The sequence below is a fragment of the Streptomyces sp. HUAS TT11 genome (genome assembly GCF_051553595.1).
GTDB lineage: Bacteria > Actinomycetota > Actinomycetes > Streptomycetales > Streptomycetaceae > Streptomyces.
The window spans coordinates 3,440,911-3,457,907 of record NZ_CP196184.1 but is presented as its reverse complement, the minus strand read 5'-3'; the positions used below and the strand labels follow the sequence as shown (position 1 = coordinate 3,457,907).

Sequence of the window (16,997 nt, the reverse complement as noted above, 5' to 3'; positions counted from 1 at the left end):
CGCCGTGAGTGAGGCACTTGTCGCCTCTCAGGCCCCCGGGACGGACACGCCCGTCCCGGGGGCCTCGGGGGCTCGTCTGTTCCGGCGGCGGCTGCGGGCGCAGCGCGCCGCCCTCGTCGCGGCGGTCGTCGTCGCGCTGCTGGTCCTGGTCGCGCTCGTCGCGCCCCTGCTCACCGCGCTCGAGGGCCAGGACCCGACCACCTACCACCCCTCGCTCATCGACTCGGCCCGGGGCGGGGTGCCCGTCGGATCGTTCGGCGGCATGAGCGCCCACCACTGGCTCGGCGTCGAACCCCAGACCGGCCGCGACCTGTTCGCGCGTCTGGTGTACGGGGCCCGGGTGTCGCTGGGCGTGGCCCTCGCGGCGACCGTGGTGCAGGTCGTCATCGGGATCACGATAGGGATCGCTTCGGCGCTCGGCAGCCGATGGGTCGACCAGATCCTGAGCCGCGTCACCGACATCATCGTCGCCATGCCGCTCATGATCATGTCCCTGGCGCTGCTCGCCGTCGTGCCGTCGAGCTTTCCGCGGCCCGTCCTGGTCACCCTTGTCATCGGACTGATCGCCTGGGGCAACATCGCCAAGATCGTGCGCGCGCAGACACTCACCCTCAAGGGACTCGACTACGTCTCCGCGGCCCGGCTCAGCGGCTGGGGGACATGGCGCATCGCCCGCCGCGAGCTCCTGCCCGGCCTCGCCGCGCCCGTCATCACCTACGCGGCCCTGCTCGTCCCCCTCAACATCTCGGTCGAGGCCGCCCTGTCCTTCCTCGGCGTGGGCGTGAAACCGCCGACTCCGTCCTGGGGGCAGATGCTCACCGCCGCCGACGTCTGGTACCAGGCGGCCCCCCAGTACCTGCTGTTCCCCGCCGGCGCGCTGTTCGTGACCGTCCTCGCGCTCACCGTCCTCGGCGACGGGGTGCGCACCGCGCTCGACCCGCGCGCGGCCTCCCGGCTGCGCGTCGGCGCGGGCCGCAGGCGCGGGGCCGGCTCCACGAAGGGAGCGGACGCATGAGCGGCTTCGGCGGATTCGTGCTGCGCCGCGGCGTCGGGGCCGTGATCACCCTGTTCGCCATCTCGGTGATCATCTACGTCGTCTTCTACGCCACTCCCGGCAACGTCGCGCAGATCACCTGCGGCCCGCGCTGCTCGCCGGAGCAGGTGCACCAGGTGGCCCAGCAGCTCAGGCTCGACGACCCCCTGTACCTGCGCTACTGGCACTTCCTGGAAGGCATCCTCGTCGGCCAGGACTACTCCACCGGCACGGCCGTGCAGCACTGCTCCGCGCCGTGCCTCGGTCTGTCGTACCAGAGCGACCAGCAGGTCACCGAGCTGATCCTGGCCAAGCTCCCGGTCAGCCTGTCCCTGGTGCTCGGGGCGATGGTCCTGTGGCTCGTCCTGGGCGTCGGGACCGGCATGCTCTCCGCATGGCGGCGCGGCCGGCTGAGCGAGCGCGTGCTGACCGGCATCACCCTGGCGGGCACGGCGACGCCCGTGTTCGTGATCGGCCTGGTCCTGATGATCGTGGTCTGCGGCGAACTGCACCTGCTGCCCTTCCCGCAGTACGTCGCCTTCACCGACGATCCCGAACAGTGGGCCTGGAACCTGCTGCTGCCGTGGCTCTCGCTCGCCCTGATCGAGGCCGCCACGTTCGCGCGCCTGACCAGGGCGTCGATGCTGGAGACCCTGGCCGAGGACCACATACGCACCTTCCGGGCGTACGGCGTCGGCGAGCGCTCGGTCATCGGGCGGCACGCACTGCGCGGCGCGCTCGCCCCGGTCATCGCGCTGAACGCGAACAACTTCGGTTCGGCCGTCGGCGGCGCCGTGCTCACCGAGACGCTGTTCGGACTCCCGGGCATCGGTCAGGAACTGGTGCACGCGGTGGCGGTCGTCGACCTGCCGGTGGTCGTCGGCATGGTCCTGGTCATCGGCTTCTTCGTGGTCATCGCCAACGCCGTCGCGGACCTGCTGTACGCGGTGGCCGACCGACGGGTGGTACTGGCATGAGCGAATCCCCTGTGACGACTCCGCTGGTGGACGTCACGGACCTCACCGTCGAGTTCGGCGGGCTGCGTGCCGTCGACGGACTCTCCTTCAGGCTGGCCGGGGGAGGCGCCCTCGGCCTGGTCGGTGAGTCCGGCTCGGGCAAGTCCACCGTCGCGTCCGCCCTGCTGGGGCTGCACCGCGACACGGGCGCCCGGGTCGGCGGTTCGGTGCTGGTCGCCGGGACCGACGTGGGACGCGCGTCCGACGAGGAACTGCGCCGGCTGCGCGGCGGAAGGGCCGCGATGGTCTTCCAGGACCCCTTGTCGTCCCTGGACCCCTACTACGCGATCGGCGACCAGATCGCCGAGGTGTACCGGGTGCACACACGTGCCTCCCGGCGTGCCGCACGCGCGCGTGCCGTCGAAGTGCTGGACAGGGTGGGGATCCCGGACGCGGTCCGGCGGTCCCGCTCGCGCCCGCACGAGTTCAGCGGGGGCATGCGCCAGCGCGCCCTGATCGCCATGGCGCTGGCCTGCGAGCCCGAACTGCTGATCGCCGACGAACCGACCACCGCGCTGGACGTGACCGTCCAGGCCCAGATCCTCGATCTGCTGCACACCCTGCGGCAGGAGACCGGGATGGGGCTGCTGCTGGTCACGCACGACGTGGGCGTCGCCGCCGAGAGCGTCGACGAGGTGCTCGTCATGCGGCACGGGAGGGCCGTCGAGCACGGCTCGGTCACCACCGTGCTCGGGGCGCCCCGCGAGGAGTACACCAGGGACCTGCTGAGCGCGGTCCCGCGCGTGGACGTCTCCCGGGTCTCCCCGGCCGCCCCCTCGGAGGAGGTCGTGATCGAGGCGGTGGGACTGCGGCGCGAATTCGGCCGCGGCAGGGGCAGGTTCGCCGCCGTGGACGATGTGTCGCTGACGGTCCGGCGCGGGGAGACCCTCGGAGTCGTGGGCGAGAGCGGCAGCGGGAAGACCACGCTCGGGCGCATGCTGGTCGGCCTGCTCGAGCCCACGGCCGGGGAGGTCCGCTACGAGGGAGGCGTGCGGTCGGGGGTGAGCCCGGCCGTCCAGATGGTCTTCCAGGACCCCGTCTCCTCCCTCAACCCCCGGCGCAGTGTGGGCGAGTCGATCGCCGATCCGTTGCGGGCCCGCGGAGAACGCGACGAGCGGCTCATCCGGCACCGCGTCGGCGAACTCCTCGCACGCGTCGGGCTCGAAGCGGAGCACTACGGCCGCTACCCGCACGAGTTCAGCGGTGGGCAGCGCCAGCGCGTCGGTATCGCGCGCGCCCTCGCCGCCGATCCACGCGTCATCGTGTGCGACGAACCGGTCTCCGCCCTCGACGTCACCACCCAGGCCCAGGTGGTCGCCCTGCTCGGCGAGCTGCAGCGCGAACTCGGGCTCGCGCTCGTCTTCGTGGCGCACGACCTCGCGGTCGTGCGCCAGGTCAGCGACCGGGTGGCCGTGATGCGCGGCGGACGGATCGTCGAGTACGGGCCGGCCGACGAGGTGTACGGGGCGCCGAAGGACCCCTACACCCAGCAGCTCCTGGCCGCCGTACCGGCCCTCGACCCCGCGGTGGCCGCCCGGCGGCGCAGCGCGCGCAAGGAGCTGACCGCGGCGTGACGCCCCGCGGGGCAGGCTCGGCGACGGGCGACGGAGTGTGATCCTTTGAACTCATAGCGCGACCGAACGCGCTCCGTCCGGGAAAGTTACGACCGTTCACCCCTTTTGGTGGCGCGATGGACAACCGTCCATCGCGCCACCGCCTTGTCCGCATACGTTCGTCCCGCTGCGAGCCGCCGGGGCCAACGGCGGTTCCCATACGGGAGATCGGGGGTGCACTCGTGCGCATCGGACTGCTTACGGAGGGTGGCTATCCGTATGTGAATGGTGACGCCGGGCTCTGGTGCGACCGGCTGGTGCACGGACTCGGGCAGCATGAGTTCGACGTCTACGCGCTCAGCCGCACGGAACGGCAGGAGGCCGAGGGCCGGATCCCGCTGCCGCCGCAGGTCGGCAGGGTGCGGACGGCGCCTCTGTGGAGACCGCAGGACGACGGGGCGGTGCACGGGCGCCGTGCGCGGCGGCGGTTCACCGAGGCGTACGCGGAACTGGCCGCCGTGCTCTGCACGGCGCCGGAGCCGGGGCCGACGCAGCAGGACGTCGAGGGTGCCGGCCCCGAGGCGGACCGTTTCGGCGCAGCGCTGTACGCGCTCGCCGAACTCGCCCGAGACGAGGGCGGGCTGACCGGTGCCCTGCGCTCCGAGACCGCCTTGCGCGCCCTCGAACACGCCTGCCGCACGCCCCACGCCCTGCGTACGGCGCGCGCGGCGCGCGTTCCCGAACTGCTCGAAGTCGCCGCCCGGGTCGAACGCGCCCTGCGCCCCCTCTCGCTCCACTGGTACGAGGACGACGGCCTCGGCGCCGTCGACCTCTGCCATGCCACCACGGGCGGTGCCCCGGCCCTCACCGGGCTGCTCGCCGGACACTTCACCGGAGTTCCGCTCCTGGTCACGGAGTACGGCGTCCACCTGCGAGCGCACTATCTGGGGGCGCAGGAGGAGGCGTCCCCGGTACGCGCGCTGCTCGCCTCCTTCCACCGGCGGCTTGCCGCCGAGGTCTACCGCAGGGCGGCCTGCATCACGCCCGGCAACACCCATGCCCGCCGCTGGCAGGAACGGTGCGGCGCCGACCGGGAGAGGCTGCGCACGGTCTACCCCGGCATGGAGGCGTCCCACTTCACGGAGGTGGGCGAGTCGGCCGACGGCGCGGACCCGCACACCCTGGTCTGGGTCGGCCGTGTCGAACCCGCCAAGGACCTGATCTCCCTGCTGCACGCCTTCGCGGAGATCCACCGGGAGGAGCCGAAGGCGCGCCTGCGGATCGTGGGCGCCGCCGCCGACGCCGACGGCACGGCCTATCTGGGTCACTGCAAGGCGCTGGCCGCGCAGCTCTTCCCCGACGAGGCCGAAGGCGTGCACGCCATCGGCGACAACCCGGTGTCCTTCGAGGAGATCGGCGGTCCGGAGGTGCCCGATGTGGCGGCGGCGTACGCGGCCGGCGCGGTCGTCGTCCTGTCCAGCGTCGTCGAAGGGTTTCCGATCAGCCTGGTGGAGGCCATGTTCTGCGGCCGGGTGACGGTCTCCACGGACGTGGGCGCGGTGGTGGAGGTCATCGGCGGCACGGGACTCGTGGTCCCGCCGCGCAATCCGCGGGCGCTCGCGGAGGCGTGCCTGGCGTTGCTGAGCGACCCCGAGCGCCGTGAGCGCCTCGGTGCGGCCGCCCGCGCGCGGGCCCTGGAGCTGTTCACCGTCGAGCAGAACGTGGCGGCATTTCACGGCATTTACCTGGAGATCGTCTCGCACGCCCCGGTGCGGCGGGTGCTGGTGAACGCATCGGGCGAGCCGCTGCCCTTCGGAGCACCGGCGGAGTCCCATCTGCCGGGCCGCTGGACCGAGGTGCGGACGCCGGGCGGCCGACCGCGCTGGGCGTGGGCGCCGGGCGAGCCGACGGCTTCCGAGCGTTCCGCACGACAGCGCAAGGGATCCGTCCCGGCCGTGGAGGGGGCGCGATGAGCGACCTCGGAGAACTGGACCGTCCCGGCACGCCGGGCAACCGCGGCCCCTGGGACACCCGGTCGGAGGAATGGCTTGCCGGGGTGTGGGAAGGGCGCGCGGACGAGGCCGTCCCGGACGCCGACCGCGAGGCCCGAACCCAGGGCGGTGCAACGCCCGGCGGGACGCAGAGCACGGCAGACGGGGCGGACTCGGGCCGGGAGGCGGTCCCTGCACCGGACGCCGAGCCGCGCACGGATGCCGGCGCGCCGCAGCACACGCCCCCCGCCGCGCGAGCCACCGCCCACGCGGCCGACAGCGGCGACCCGGGTCGCAGAGCCACTGCCCGTCGCGGTGCCGTCGACCCGGTCAAGACCCTTCTCCACCGGCACCGCGAGCTGTGCGAGCGCGCCATCGACCCGCTGGAGATCGCGGCCGGTCTGGAGGCACACGGCCTGACCGACCGGACCGCCGCCCGCTTCCGGCACCGGGACGTGTTCTCGCTGGCCGAAGAGATGTACGCGCGCGTGCCGCGCGACGGCGACGCGCCCCCGGCACGGTCCGAGCCCGCGCCGGCCACCCGCGGGCACCGGGGGTGGGCGCTGCTCGCGCTGCTCCCCGGCTTGCTGTGCACGGCCGCCGTCATCGGGCTGCGGGCCACCGAGGGCAGGGTCCGGCTCGGCGTCGCCGCGCTCGGCGTCCTCGCCGTCGCGTTCGGCCTGCGCACGGCGCTCCGGCGCGGCCCGCTCCGCGCCCCCGCCCGAGCCGAGTCCACCGCGACCCGCGTATGGACCTGCTGGCTGCTCGCCTACGCCCTCCTCGGCGACGGGCTGCTGGAGGCCGCGCTCAACGGAGGCCCCCACGGGACCTGGACCCCGGCCGCAGCTCCGGTCCTCGCCCTCTCCCTGGCCGTCGCTCCCGCCGTCTGGTGCGCCCACCTCTTCGCGCTGCGCGCCCGCCGCAAACTCGTCGTCAGCCGCGGCCTGGGGGACTTCACGTCCTCGGCGAAGCCGCTCCTGCTCGGCACGTTCGGACTCTGGCTCTGCGCCCTGGGCGCGCTGCTCGCCCTGTGCGGGGGGCTGCTGGGCGAGCCCACGGCATACGCCGGAGCCGTCGCGGTGGGAGCGCTCCTCCTGCTCGCCCGACTGCTCCACGCACACGGTTTCGGCCATGCCCCGGCGGTCGTCCTCGGCACCGTCGCCGCAGCCGAGGCCGCCGCCCTGGCCTCGGTCTTCGCCGGCCGGCTCCCCGGCTGCTCGTTCCTGGCCGCTCCGGTGCGGAGCCTGACCGACACCGCGGGAGCGGACGCCGTCCCGGCCCTGCTGTGTGCGCTGGCCGCCCTGGCCCTGCTGGCCCACGCGCTGCGGACCCTGACCCGGGCGTCCGCCCACGCCAGGCCGCCCGGATCCCCCTGAGCCCGGTCCATGGCGTCCCGCCTCCGACGTCGTGAACCGCAATCGCAGCCGGGGACCCGGTCCCCGGTACCCGTCTCCCGCGGGGCCGACACCGCGGGCCCTCTCATCCCACGGCACGACCCCGAAGGAGAACGCCAGATGATCACCTCCCGAACCGGAGAATCCGCCCCGGGAGCCGCCCGATGAGGGTCCTGCTGATCGGAGCCAACGGATATCTCGGACGCTTCGTCGCCGACCGGCTGCTCGCCGACCCGGCCGTGCAGCTCACCGCGCTCGGCCGCGGCGACGACGCCGACGTACGGTTCGACCTCGCGTCCGGCAGCCCAGGCGCGCTCACCCGCTTCCTGGACGCCGTCCACCCCGGGGTCGTCATCAACTGCGCGGGAGCCATCAGAGGCGGCGCACGCGAACTCACCCGGCACAACACCGTCGCCGTCGCCACCGTGTGCGAGGCCCTGCGCCGCAGCGGCTGCGGGGCCCGACTGGTGCAGATCGGCTGCGGGGCCGAGTACGGACCGAGTCAGCCCGGCTCCTCCACGGCCGAGGACGCCATCCCGCGCCCCGGCGGCCCGTACGGCGTCAGCAAGCTCGCCGCGACCGAACTGGTCCTCGGCTCGGGCCTGGACGCCGTCGTGCTCCGCGTCTTCTCACCCGCGGGACCCGGCACCCCGGCCGGATCCCCGCTGGGCCGCCTGGCCGAAGCGCTCCGCCGTGCCATGCAGTCCGGCGACGGCGAACTGAAGCTGGGCGGTCTCGGCGTCCAGCGTGACTTCGTCGACGTCCGCGACGTCGCCCGGGCCGTCCATGCCGCCTCTCTCTCCGCTGCGCAGGGTGTGATCAACATCGGCTCCGGCCGCGCGGTCCGGCTCCGCGACGCGGTCGCCGTCCTCGCCCGTGTGGCCGGCTACGGCGGCAACCTGCACGAACTGGACGGACCTCCCGGCCCGATGCGGTCGGCCATCGGCCATCCGCGCAACGACCCGGAGCACGCGGCTCCGGTCGCCCATCCCTACCCCGACGGCTGCGGCAGCTGGCAGCAGGCCGATGTGCGCACCGCCCGCGACCGGCTCGGCTGGCGCCCCCGGATCAACCTCGAAGAGTCCCTCGCCGACATCTGGATGGAGGCGGCATGCCGCATCTGACCAGCACCACAGCGGGTACCACAAGCACCGGCCTGGACATGGGCCTCGGCATCCCCGGCTATGCGCACCCGCTCGTCGCCCCGCTGGAGTGGGGGGAGCTCACACGCCCCGGCACCCCGGTGCACTGGGCGGTCCTGAACGTGGGCGGAGGCCCGGGCATCCGGCCCGATCCGCACTGCCTGGAGGCGGCGGGGCGGCTGACCAATGCGGGCGTCCGTGTTCTTGGTCACCTCGACGTCACCTACGGCGCGCGGTCCTACGGCGAATTGATCTCCGAGGCCCACCGCTATCTCGACTGGTACCGGGTCGACGGATTCTTCATGGACCGCTGCCCGACCGAGCGCGCGGCACTCCCCGAGATCCGCCGCATCATCACCACGCTGCGCGCGCTCCTCGCTCCGGGCCACATCGTGCTGGGGCACGGCGCGCACCCGTATCCCGGATACGCCGAGAACGGCGACCAGTTGGTCACGTACTCCGGCCCCTGGAGCGAGTACCGCTGGTCGCAGGTGGCCGAGTGGACCGCCGACTATCCGCCCGAGCGGTTCTGCCACTTCGTGCACGGTGTGCCCCGCCGCCATCTCGAGGAGGCATTACGCATCGCGCGCTGGCAGGGGGCCGGGACGATCTGGTTCACCGACCGCTTCGGCAGGGGTGGCCGAACCGAGCCCTGGGAGTCCCTGCCCGGCTACTGGGACGAAATCGTCTCGCGCATCGGACCGGGTGTCTCGGAATGAAGAAGGGCGTGGCAGTGTTACGGGTGAACAACCGTAGTGATTGACCGACCAACGGAGTCCCCGTGTCGCTGCCACCCCTGGTTGAGCCGGCTGCCGAGCTCACCGTAGACGAGGTCCGCAGGTACTCCCGCCACCTGATCATCCCCGATGTCGGGATGGACGGGCAGAAGCGGCTGAAGAACGCGAAGGTGCTCTGTGTGGGCGCGGGCGGTCTGGGCTCGCCCGCGCTGATGTACCTGGCCGCGGCCGGCGTGGGAACGCTGGGGATCGTGGAGTTCGACGAGGTCGACGAGTCGAACCTGCAGCGGCAGATCATCCACAGCCAGGCCGACATCGGCCGCTCCAAGGCCGAGTCCGCGCGTGACTCGGTCCAGGGCATCAACCCGTACGTGAACGTGATCCTTCACGAGGAGCGGCTCGAGGCCGACAACGTGATGGACATCTTCAGCCAGTACGACCTGATCGTGGACGGCACGGACAACTTCGCCACCCGCTACCTGGTCAACGACGCGTGCGTGCTGCTGAACAAGCCGTACGTGTGGGGTTCGATCTACCGCTTCGACGGCCAGGCCTCCGTCTTCTGGTCCGAGCACGGCCCCTGCTACCGCTGCCTGTACCCGGAGCCCCCGCCGCCGGGCATGGTCCCGTCCTGCGCCGAGGGCGGTGTCCTCGGCGTGCTGTGCGCATCCATCGGCTCCATCCAGGTGACCGAGGCGATCAAGGTCCTCACCGGCACGGGCGAGCCGCTCGTCGGCCGGCTGATGATCTACGACGCCCTGGAGATGCAGTACCGCCAGGTCAAGGTCCGCAAGGACCCGAACTGCGCGGTCTGCGGCGAGAACCCGACCGTCACCGAGCTCATCGACTACGAGGCCTTCTGCGGCGTCGTCTCCGAGGAGGCCCAGGCGGCCGCCGCCGACTCGACGATCACTCCCAAGCAGCTCAAGGAGTGGATCGACGACGGCGAGAACATCGAGATCATCGACGTCCGTGAGCCGAACGAGTACGAGATCGTCTCCATCCCGGGCGCCCGGCTGATCCCGAAGAACGAGTTCCTCATGGGCACCGCCCTGGAGAGCCTCCCCCAGGACAAGAAGATCGTCCTGCACTGCAAGACGGGTGTCCGCAGTGCGGAAGTCCTCGCCGTGCTGAAGTCGGCGGGCTTCGCGGACGCGGTCCACGTGGGCGGCGGCGTGATCGGCTGGGTCAACCAGATCGAGCCCGAGAAGCCCGTGTACTGACCCCCGCGGCGTACCGGCGAGACGCAACAGGCCCACGGCTCCGACCAGTTCGGCAGCCGTGGGCCTGTGTCATGACCGGATCGCCCTCGGCCGCCGCGCAGGGCGGGAAACGCCCCGGCGCTCAGCCCACACCGGCCGGCACGCGTGTGGCCTGGTGGTAGTACATCCGCCAGCCCGCGGCTCCCTCCCCCTTGCGCCAGATCGAACTGTGCCTGGTCCTGCGCTCGCCGAGCATGGTCTCGAACGTCAGATGCACCAGCCCCGGTGCGAGCAGCACCCCCGAGATCTCCGAGGGCTCGTAGCGCGGACCGTCCTCCGCGCTGCCGGCGAGCCCGGCCAGTTCGGTGAGCATGGACTCGTATGTCCACCGCCGCCCCGACCCGCCGACCTCGACGAACTCCGGGTCGAGAAGCCGCCCGGCACGTTCGCGCGAGGCACGCACATCCGGATCCATGAGCAGCAACTCGCCCGCGATGGCCTGGTTCACATCGTCTGTCGCACGGTCCATGGGCCCATCCTCGCCGGGTTCATCAGACAGGCCGTCACCGGGCGGGTGCCGACACCCTGCCCGAGGGCCTCGGGCGCCGCGGTGCCCGAAGCCCTCGCGATCGTCAAGAGCAGACCTTGCCGTCCGTCGGGACGGTGCCGTTCAGCAGATAGGCGTTCACGGCCGAGTCGACGCAGTCGCTTCCGCTCCCGTACGCCCCGTGTCCCTCGCCCTTCCAGGTGAGCAGGACCCCGACGCCCTTGCCGAGCTCGTCGGCCATCTTCTGCGCGCCCTCGTACGGTGTCGCGGGATCTCCGGTGTTGCCCACCACCAGGACGGGTGCCGCTCCCGGGGCGCTGACCTCGGGATGGTCGAACTCCCCGGCCACCGGCCAGTCATGACACCAGCCGGCCGTGTCCCAGCCCAGGAAGTCGCCGAACACGGGGGAGATCTTCTCGAACTCCGGCAGCAGCTTCTTCATCTGCTGCGCCGTCGGCCGCTGCTTGTCGTCGAGGCACGATATGACCCGCTGGGAGTGCGTCGTCGTGCCGTAGTGGCCCGAGGCGTCCCGCTCGTTGTAGGAGTCGGCGAGCCTCAGCAGCTCCGAGCCGTCGCCCGACCGGGCCGACTGCAGGGCGATGGTGAGGGCGGGCCAGCTCTCCTTGCTGTAGAGCGGCAGGACGATGCCGGTGAGCGCCAGGGTCTGGGTGAGCTTGCGGCCGGAGGACGTCGGCAGCGGCTTGGCGTCGATCCGCTTCAGCAGGTCCGCTATCTCGCGGGAGCCCTGCTTCGGGTCCTGGCCCGTCGACTTGAGGTAGTCGTCCAGGGCCCGCTGGAAGCCGAGGGTCTGGTTCTTGGCGTGGCCCACGCTGTCGGCCGTCGGGTCCACGACCGCGTCGAGCACGGACCGTCCGATGTGGGTCGGGAACAGATGGGCGTACACACCGCCGAGTTCGGTGCCGTAGGAGATGCCGAAGTAGTGCATCCTGCGGTCGCCGAGCACCTCGCGGATGAGGTCCATGTCGCGTGCCGTGTCGGCGGTCGACACATGCGCGAGCAGCTTTCCGGCGGCCTTGGCGCAGCCCTTGCCGAAGTCGGCGGCGTCGCGGAGATACGCCGTCTCCTCCGCGGCGTTGTCCGGAGTGGTGTCGACGGTCTCGGCGGCCTGGATCGCCTTGTCGCTGCGGCAGCGGATGCCTTCGCTGGCGCCGACCCCGCGCGGATCCCAGCTCACCAGGTCGTAGCGCTCGTGGAGTTTGGAGACCGCGTTCGCGTACGACGGCATTATCGAGACGCCGGACCCTCCGGGACCACCGAAGTTGAACAGGAGCGAGCCTATGCGGCTGCCTCCGGTGGCCTTGGAGCGGATCAGTGCCACGCCGATGGTCTCACCGCCGGGCTTCGACCAGTCCAGCGGCACCTTCACCGTCGCGCACTGCCAGTCGCCGGACGGCGCGGCGGCGCCCTTGCAGCGGCCCCAGTCGAGCTTCTGGGAGGTGAGGGAGGAGGGCAGGCCGGAGGACGTCGCGGGAGCGGACGCCGAGAACGCGTCGTCGGACCCGCGCTTCGCGTCGTCGTCGGACGTGCCGGACGAACCGCCGCCGCAGCCTGTCAGCAGTGCCGCCGCGGTGACCGCGGCCGTCCACCATGCGAATCGTGACATGTGCACCCCCCTGACGAGCCCCTCGCACGGAGCCGCGAGGAGCAGTCAGGCCATAGTAGGCGGGCCCGGCCGGGACCATGCCCGCCTGTGGATAACTCACTGACCTGCGCTTTTCCTGTGATTGTGCGCCGGTCGAGGACTGGTCGCCACCGGGAGCCGGCGGGATCAGTAGCAGACGGTACCGGCCGGCGGGATCCGTCCGTTCAGCAGATAGTTGTTCACGGCGTTCTGCACGCACTTGTTGCCGCTGTCGTAGGAGCCGTGCCCCTGGCCGCGGTAGGTGAGCTGGACGCCGACACCCTTGCCCAGCGCCTGCGCCATCCTCCGCGCGCCCTCGTACGGGGTGGCGGGGTCACCGGTGTTGCCGACGACCAGGATCGGTGGGGCACCGGGCGCGCTCACGTTCGGATGGGTGGCGGCTCCCGCGACCGACCAGTCGGTGCAGCTGATCATTCCCCAGGCCAGGAACGCGCCGAACAGCGGGGACGCGGCGCGGAACTGCGGCAGGCTCGCCTTCACGTCCGCGGTGGTGTACCGCGCCTTCTGGTCCGCGCAGTTGATGGCGATGTTCGCGGGGATCAGATTGCTGTACTGGCCGTTGTCGCCGCGTCCGTTCATCGCGTCGGACAGCAGCATCAGCACCTTGCCGTCGCCGGCGTACGCCTGCTGGAGGCCCTCGGTGAGGTACGGCCAGAAGTCCTTGGAGTACAGGGCCTCGGCGATGCCGTTGATCGCGGCGGTCTCGGTGAGCTGCCGGGGCGCGATGCCGGGGATCGGCTTGCTGTCGAGCCTCTTGACCAGTGCGAGGACGCGGTTCTTGACGTCCTGCGGTGTCTTGCCGATCGGGCATCCCGTGCTCTGCTGGGTGCAGTTCCGGGCGAAGTTGTCGAACGCGAGCTGGAAGCCCTTGGCCTGTCCGAGCGCGCTCTGTTTCGAGTCCTGTGTCGGGTCGACGACCGCGTCGAGCACGGCCCGCCCGAGCTTTCCGGGGAACAGGTGGGCGTAGACGCCGCCGAGTTCGGTGCCGTAGGAGATGCCGAAGTAGTGCAGTTTGGCGTCGCCGAGCACCTGGCGCATCAGGTCCATGTCCCGGGCGGCGTCGGTGGTGCTTACGTACGGCAGCACCTTGCCGGAGTTCAGCTTGCAGGCCCTGTTGAACCGTTCGGTGTTGTAGAGGAGCGTCTTCTTCTCGGCCGGGGTGTCGGGCGTCGCGTCCTGCTGGAAGAACGCGTCGAGTTGCTGGTCGTTCTCGCAGAGCACGGGCGAACTGCGGCCGACGCCGCGCGGGTCGAAGCTCACCAGGTCGAACCGGGTGCGCAGGGCCGCGTAGTCCTGCGCGAACGCGGGCAGCGTGCTGACGCCGGAGCCACCCGGGCCCCCGAAGTTGAAGACGAGGGAGCCGATGCGCTTGCTCGGGGGGCCGCTGGCCTTCACCCGGATCAAGGCTATGTCGATGGTGCCGCTCTTGGGGTTGTCCCAGTTCAGGGGCGCTTTCATGGTGGCGCACTGCCATCGGCTGCCGTCGGGCAGCGGCGCGGGGGCGCTGCCGCCGCCCTGCGCGGCGGAGGGCGCGGGGCAGTCCTTCCAGTTCAGCTTCTGACCTGCCGTGTTCGCGGTCGGGTCCGATGGCGCCCCGGTTGCGGGGCCGGTGGTCCAGCCCGTCAGCAGGGGGGTTGCGAGGACAGCGGTGGCGGCCAGTGAGACGGCGCGGATCCTGTGAGGGTTCGACATGATCCCATCGTGCGGGCGCACGGCGTGAAGCGCTCACAATGCGGGCCGTGCGGGTGAGTTCGGGTGCCGGGAGCAGCGTGTCGCTTTGCGTGACGGCGGCCGGCGCACGTCCGCGGCCCCGGTCCTAGAGCGACCCCTTGCGCGTCAGATGGTTGAAGAACAGCCACCCCGGCAGTACGGGCAGCCACAGCGTCAGCAGCCGGTACAGCAGCACCGCCGGCGCGGCCACCTCCTTGGGGAGGCCGACGGCGATGAGGCCGACGGTCAGGGTCGCCTCCACCGCGCCCACGCCGCCCGGGGTCGGCGCGGCCGATCCGAGCGCGTTGCCCGCGAGGAAGACGACCGCGACGCTGGCCAGGGTCAGTGTGGTCGGCTCCTCGTGACCGAACGCCCGGATCGATGCGTCCAGGCACATCACGAACGACGCGGTCAGCAGCAGCATGCCGCCGATACCGGTGACCAGCTTCTGGGGGCGCTGCAGCACGTCCAGCATGCGCGGCACGACGCCCGCGAAGAGCGACCTGACGCGCGTGACGACGAACTTCCGCAGGAACGGCACCGACGTGACCACCAGGACGAGCACCGCGACCGTCAGCAGGCCCGCGATGACCGTACGGGACGGGGACAGCGACGGCGTCTTCTCGGTGCCCGTGAGATAGCCGAACGAGAGCAGCATCAGCACATGGCAGCCCAGTCCGAACAGCTGCGAGGCGCCGACACTGGCGACCGCGAGACCCGGCCGTACGCCGGCGCGTTGCAGGAAGCGCGTGTTGAGCGCCACTCCGCCCACCGCCGCGGGCGCCACGATCTTCACGAACGAGCCGGCGACCTGCGCCGCCACGGTCCGCCAGAACGGCACCCGCTCGGGCACGAAGCCCAGCAGCGCCATCGCGGCCGCGACATAACTCAGGGCGGAGAAGAGCACGGCCGCCGCCACCCAGCCCCATTCGGCGCTGGAGAAGAGCGTGCCGAACTCGATGTGTGTGAGCTGCGTGAGCAGGAAGTACGCGCCGATGGCACCCGCGATGAAGCTGATCAGCGTACGGGGCCGCACTCGCTCCAGGCGGGCCGGCTCGACCGGCGCCTGCGGGCGGATCCGCAGCACCTGGTGACGGATCTGGGTGAGCAGATCCTCCTCGCGTGCTTCGTCGAGCGCCTCGTCGAGTGCCCGCTTCTCGGCCCGCTGCTCCGCGCGGGCCGCCTTCTTGTCGGGCTTGTCGAGGACGACTCCCGTGCCCTCGTGGCCTTCCTCCAGGCGGGCCGCCTTGGCCTGCCGGGACGCCTCGAGGACCGCCTCCCGCTCACGGTGTGCCCGTTCGCGGGCGAGTTTCCTGAGCGTCGCGCGCGTGGAGCGCGTCAGGGCGATGGGCTGGAGCATGGGCAGACAGTCGGCGACCGCGTCCGGGCCGAGCACACCGACCGCGGACGCCACCGAGCGCTCGGCACCGACGCGCAGCCCGAGCGTGGTCAGCAGTTGCGCGATGTCCATCCGCAGCACCAGGTCACCGGCCGCGATCTCGCCGTTGCGCAGATCGGTCAGGATCACCGCGCCGGAGCCGTCCACCACGACGGCGTCGCCGGCCAGCCGGCGGTGCGCGATACGCCGTGACTGAAGGGCGCGCACCTGCTGCCAGGTGTCGCGCATCAGCTCGTCGGTGATCTCCTCGTCGGCCAGCTGGTCCAGGGTGCGGCCGCCGGTGTGCTCGTAGACGAGCATCACGGCGTCCGGGCCGAGCTCCGAGGTCGCGATCAGCTTGGGGGCGTTCGCCCCGGCCGCGATGGCGGCGTACGCGAGGAGCGCCTCCTGTTCGAGCGCCTGGCGCAGCGACTGCAGGCTGCGGCGGGTGGTGATGCCGCGCAGGGTCAGCTGCCGCCACACGCGGTAGAAGAAGGCCTGGGCCTGCTGCTCGCGGTCGACGACGGTGACGTCCAGGGGCGGGCCGTCCTCCAGGGTGACGAAGTAGCGCCGGCCGCGGTCGCCGCTGTCCGTCGTGTCGGGCATGTCCTCGCGCGCCGCGGTCACGGGACGGAAGCCGACGGTGCGCAGACCCGCCATCAGGGTCCGCCCGGTGGGCCGTACGTTCGGCGAGCCGACCGCGTACAGCGTCCCGGCCGCCACGGTCCAGCCGATCAGCACCGTCAGGACGATCGAGAACGGGGTGGTGTAGCCGGTGACCAGCATCGAGAAGGCGTCGAGCAGCAGCACCACCCACAGCACGGCGCGCCAGCGCGGTCGGCGTGACATGCCGACGGCCGTCATGTAGGCGATGACCGGTGCGAGGTAGCCGTGCACCGGGTCGGTCAGGGCGTGGATGTCACCGGGGGAGGGCTGGGTGAGCGCGTCCTGGATGGAGGGCGGGGCCGCCCGGGCGACCCACAGGTCGGTGGCGAGCGTCACTCCGTGGGCGAGGACCGCCGCGAGGACGCCGTCGGCGATCCGCAACCCGTCCCGCTTGATCAGCCGCTCGATCGCGAAGGCGACCGGCACCAGGAGGATCGCGATGCTCGACGCCAGACCCGCGATCTTGATCAGGAGGTCGGGTGCCTGTCCCGTCCCCTTGTTGATGTCCTGTTCGAGCCCCGACGTGGTGCCGTGTGCGAACGCGGCGATCGCAAGGAGCACCGCGATCGCGAGGACGCCCACCAGGAGGCGCATGAGATCGGAGGGACGGTGCACGCGCGCGGGGAGCAGCGGTTCGTCGCCCTCGACCTCGTCGTTGTGGGCGTCGACGCGGTCCTCCTCGGACTGGTGACGCGGGCCGGCCTTCGAGGCCTCCGGCGGCCCCTTCGCGTCATGTGCCTTATTGTGCGCGTTTTCGCCGTTCTGCGGCTTCTTGTCGTCGGCGTCTTCGCTGCGGGTCCGTCCGGCTGCGGCGGTGTCGGGGCGCGACGAAGTCTCAGAGGTGCCCTCCGCGCCGTCGGGGTGCACACCCTGCTGTTCCATCGTCTCTTCTTGATCTCGTATCACCAGTCACCGCCCGCATGATGGTGGCATGGCACCCCGACACACGGGGGCATCAGGGTGCA

12 protein-coding genes are annotated in these 16,997 nt (G+C 71.7%); 8 read left to right on the top strand and 4 right to left on the bottom strand.

Annotation, left to right across the window (positions count from 1 at the left end):
- Positions 1–4: 4 nt before the first annotated feature.
- The 8 genes from ACSHXN_RS15400 (at position 5) to moeZ (ending at position 10,089) form a co-directional block, all read left to right on the top strand.
- Positions 5–1,015 (top strand): ABC transporter permease, encoded by a 1,011-nt coding sequence (locus tag ACSHXN_RS15400; protein WP_355134277.1) that lies wholly within the window; start codon positions 5–7, stop codon positions 1,013–1,015.
- The gene (locus tag ACSHXN_RS15395) at positions 1,012–2,010 is read left to right on the top strand and encodes an ABC transporter permease (RefSeq protein WP_355134275.1); all 999 of its coding nucleotides are present in this window, start codon (positions 1,012–1,014) and stop codon (positions 2,008–2,010) included. The genes ACSHXN_RS15400 and ACSHXN_RS15395 overlap by 4 nt, the downstream gene beginning before the upstream one ends.
- Complete coding sequence (locus ACSHXN_RS15390; protein WP_355796633.1) at positions 2,007–3,623, top strand: ABC transporter ATP-binding protein; 1,617 nt, start codon at positions 2,007–2,009, stop codon at positions 3,621–3,623. The genes ACSHXN_RS15395 and ACSHXN_RS15390 overlap by 4 nt, the downstream gene beginning before the upstream one ends.
- Positions 3,624–3,844: 221 nt before the next feature.
- Positions 3,845–5,575, top strand: coding sequence for a DUF3492 domain-containing protein (locus ACSHXN_RS15385; protein ID WP_438303252.1), 1,731 nt, complete (start codon positions 3,845–3,847; stop codon positions 5,573–5,575).
- Positions 5,572–6,969: a hypothetical protein gene (locus ACSHXN_RS15380; protein WP_438303251.1), complete on the top strand. Its 1,398-nt coding sequence runs from the start codon at positions 5,572–5,574 to the stop codon at positions 6,967–6,969. Before ACSHXN_RS15385 ends, ACSHXN_RS15380 begins: the two co-directional genes overlap by 4 nt.
- A gap of 182 nt (positions 6,970–7,151) precedes the next feature.
- Complete coding sequence (locus ACSHXN_RS15375) at positions 7,152–8,111, top strand: NAD-dependent epimerase/dehydratase family protein (RefSeq protein WP_355796638.1); 960 nt, start codon at positions 7,152–7,154, stop codon at positions 8,109–8,111.
- The gene (locus ACSHXN_RS15370; protein ID WP_356293725.1) at positions 8,099–8,848 is read left to right on the top strand and encodes a spherulation-specific family 4 protein; all 750 of its coding nucleotides are present in this window, start codon (positions 8,099–8,101) and stop codon (positions 8,846–8,848) included. The genes ACSHXN_RS15375 and ACSHXN_RS15370 overlap by 13 nt, the downstream gene beginning before the upstream one ends.
- A gap of 62 nt (positions 8,849–8,910) precedes the next feature.
- Positions 8,911–10,089 carry an adenylyltransferase/sulfurtransferase MoeZ gene (gene moeZ, locus ACSHXN_RS15365; protein ID WP_355134263.1) on the top strand — a complete coding sequence of 393 codons (1,179 nt, stop codon included), beginning with the start codon at positions 8,911–8,913 and terminating at the stop codon, positions 10,087–10,089.
- A gap of 121 nt (positions 10,090–10,210) precedes the next feature.
- Here moeZ and ACSHXN_RS15360 read toward each other — a convergent pair whose 3' ends face one another.
- From ACSHXN_RS15360 to ACSHXN_RS15345, 4 genes are all read right to left on the bottom strand, one after another.
- The gene (locus ACSHXN_RS15360; protein WP_356106751.1) at positions 10,211–10,597 is read right to left on the bottom strand and encodes a DUF4440 domain-containing protein; all 387 of its coding nucleotides are present in this window, start codon (positions 10,595–10,597) and stop codon (positions 10,211–10,213) included.
- 103 nt (positions 10,598–10,700) lie between these two features.
- Entirely contained in the window at positions 10,701–12,239 is a 1,539-nt protein-coding gene (locus ACSHXN_RS15355) for an alpha/beta hydrolase (RefSeq protein ID WP_356106754.1), read from the bottom strand.
- Between the two features lie 165 nt (positions 12,240–12,404).
- Positions 12,405–13,970 (bottom strand): alpha/beta hydrolase, encoded by a 1,566-nt coding sequence (locus ACSHXN_RS15350; protein ID WP_355134257.1) that lies wholly within the window; start codon positions 13,968–13,970, stop codon positions 12,405–12,407.
- Positions 13,971–14,094: 124 nt separating this feature from the next.
- On the bottom strand, positions 14,095–16,914 hold the full coding sequence (locus ACSHXN_RS15345) for a lysylphosphatidylglycerol synthase transmembrane domain-containing protein (RefSeq protein ID WP_355134255.1): 2,820 nt from the start codon (positions 16,912–16,914) through the stop codon (positions 14,095–14,097).
- Positions 16,915–16,997 lie beyond the last annotated feature (83 nt).

What these genes read in the sequence shown, in the direction of transcription:
- ACSHXN_RS15395 (WP_355134275.1), top strand. Translation starts at nt 1,012, where the DNA reads ATGAGCGGCTTCGGCGGATTCGTGCTGCGCCGCGGCGTCGGGGCCGTG.
- ACSHXN_RS15390 (WP_355796633.1), top strand. Translation starts at nt 2,007, where the DNA reads ATGAGCGAATCCCCTGTGACGACTCCGCTGGTGGACGTCACGGACCTC.
- ACSHXN_RS15380 (WP_438303251.1), top strand. Translation starts at nt 5,572, where the DNA reads ATGAGCGACCTCGGAGAACTGGACCGTCCCGGCACGCCGGGCAACCGC.
- ACSHXN_RS15375 (WP_355796638.1), top strand. Translation starts at nt 7,152, where the DNA reads ATGAGGGTCCTGCTGATCGGAGCCAACGGATATCTCGGACGCTTCGTC.
- ACSHXN_RS15370 (WP_356293725.1), top strand. Translation starts at nt 8,099, where the DNA reads ATGCCGCATCTGACCAGCACCACAGCGGGTACCACAAGCACCGGCCTG.
- ACSHXN_RS15360 (WP_356106751.1), bottom strand. Translation starts at nt 10,597, where the DNA reads ATGGACCGTGCGACAGACGATGTGAACCAGGCCATCGCGGGCGAGTTG.
- ACSHXN_RS15355 (WP_356106754.1), bottom strand. Translation starts at nt 12,239, where the DNA reads ATGTCACGATTCGCATGGTGGACGGCCGCGGTCACCGCGGCGGCACTG.
- ACSHXN_RS15350 (WP_355134257.1), bottom strand. Translation starts at nt 13,970, where the DNA reads ATGTCGAACCCTCACAGGATCCGCGCCGTCTCACTGGCCGCCACCGCT.
- ACSHXN_RS15345 (WP_355134255.1), bottom strand. Translation starts at nt 16,914, where the DNA reads ATGGAACAGCAGGGTGTGCACCCCGACGGCGCGGAGGGCACCTCTGAG.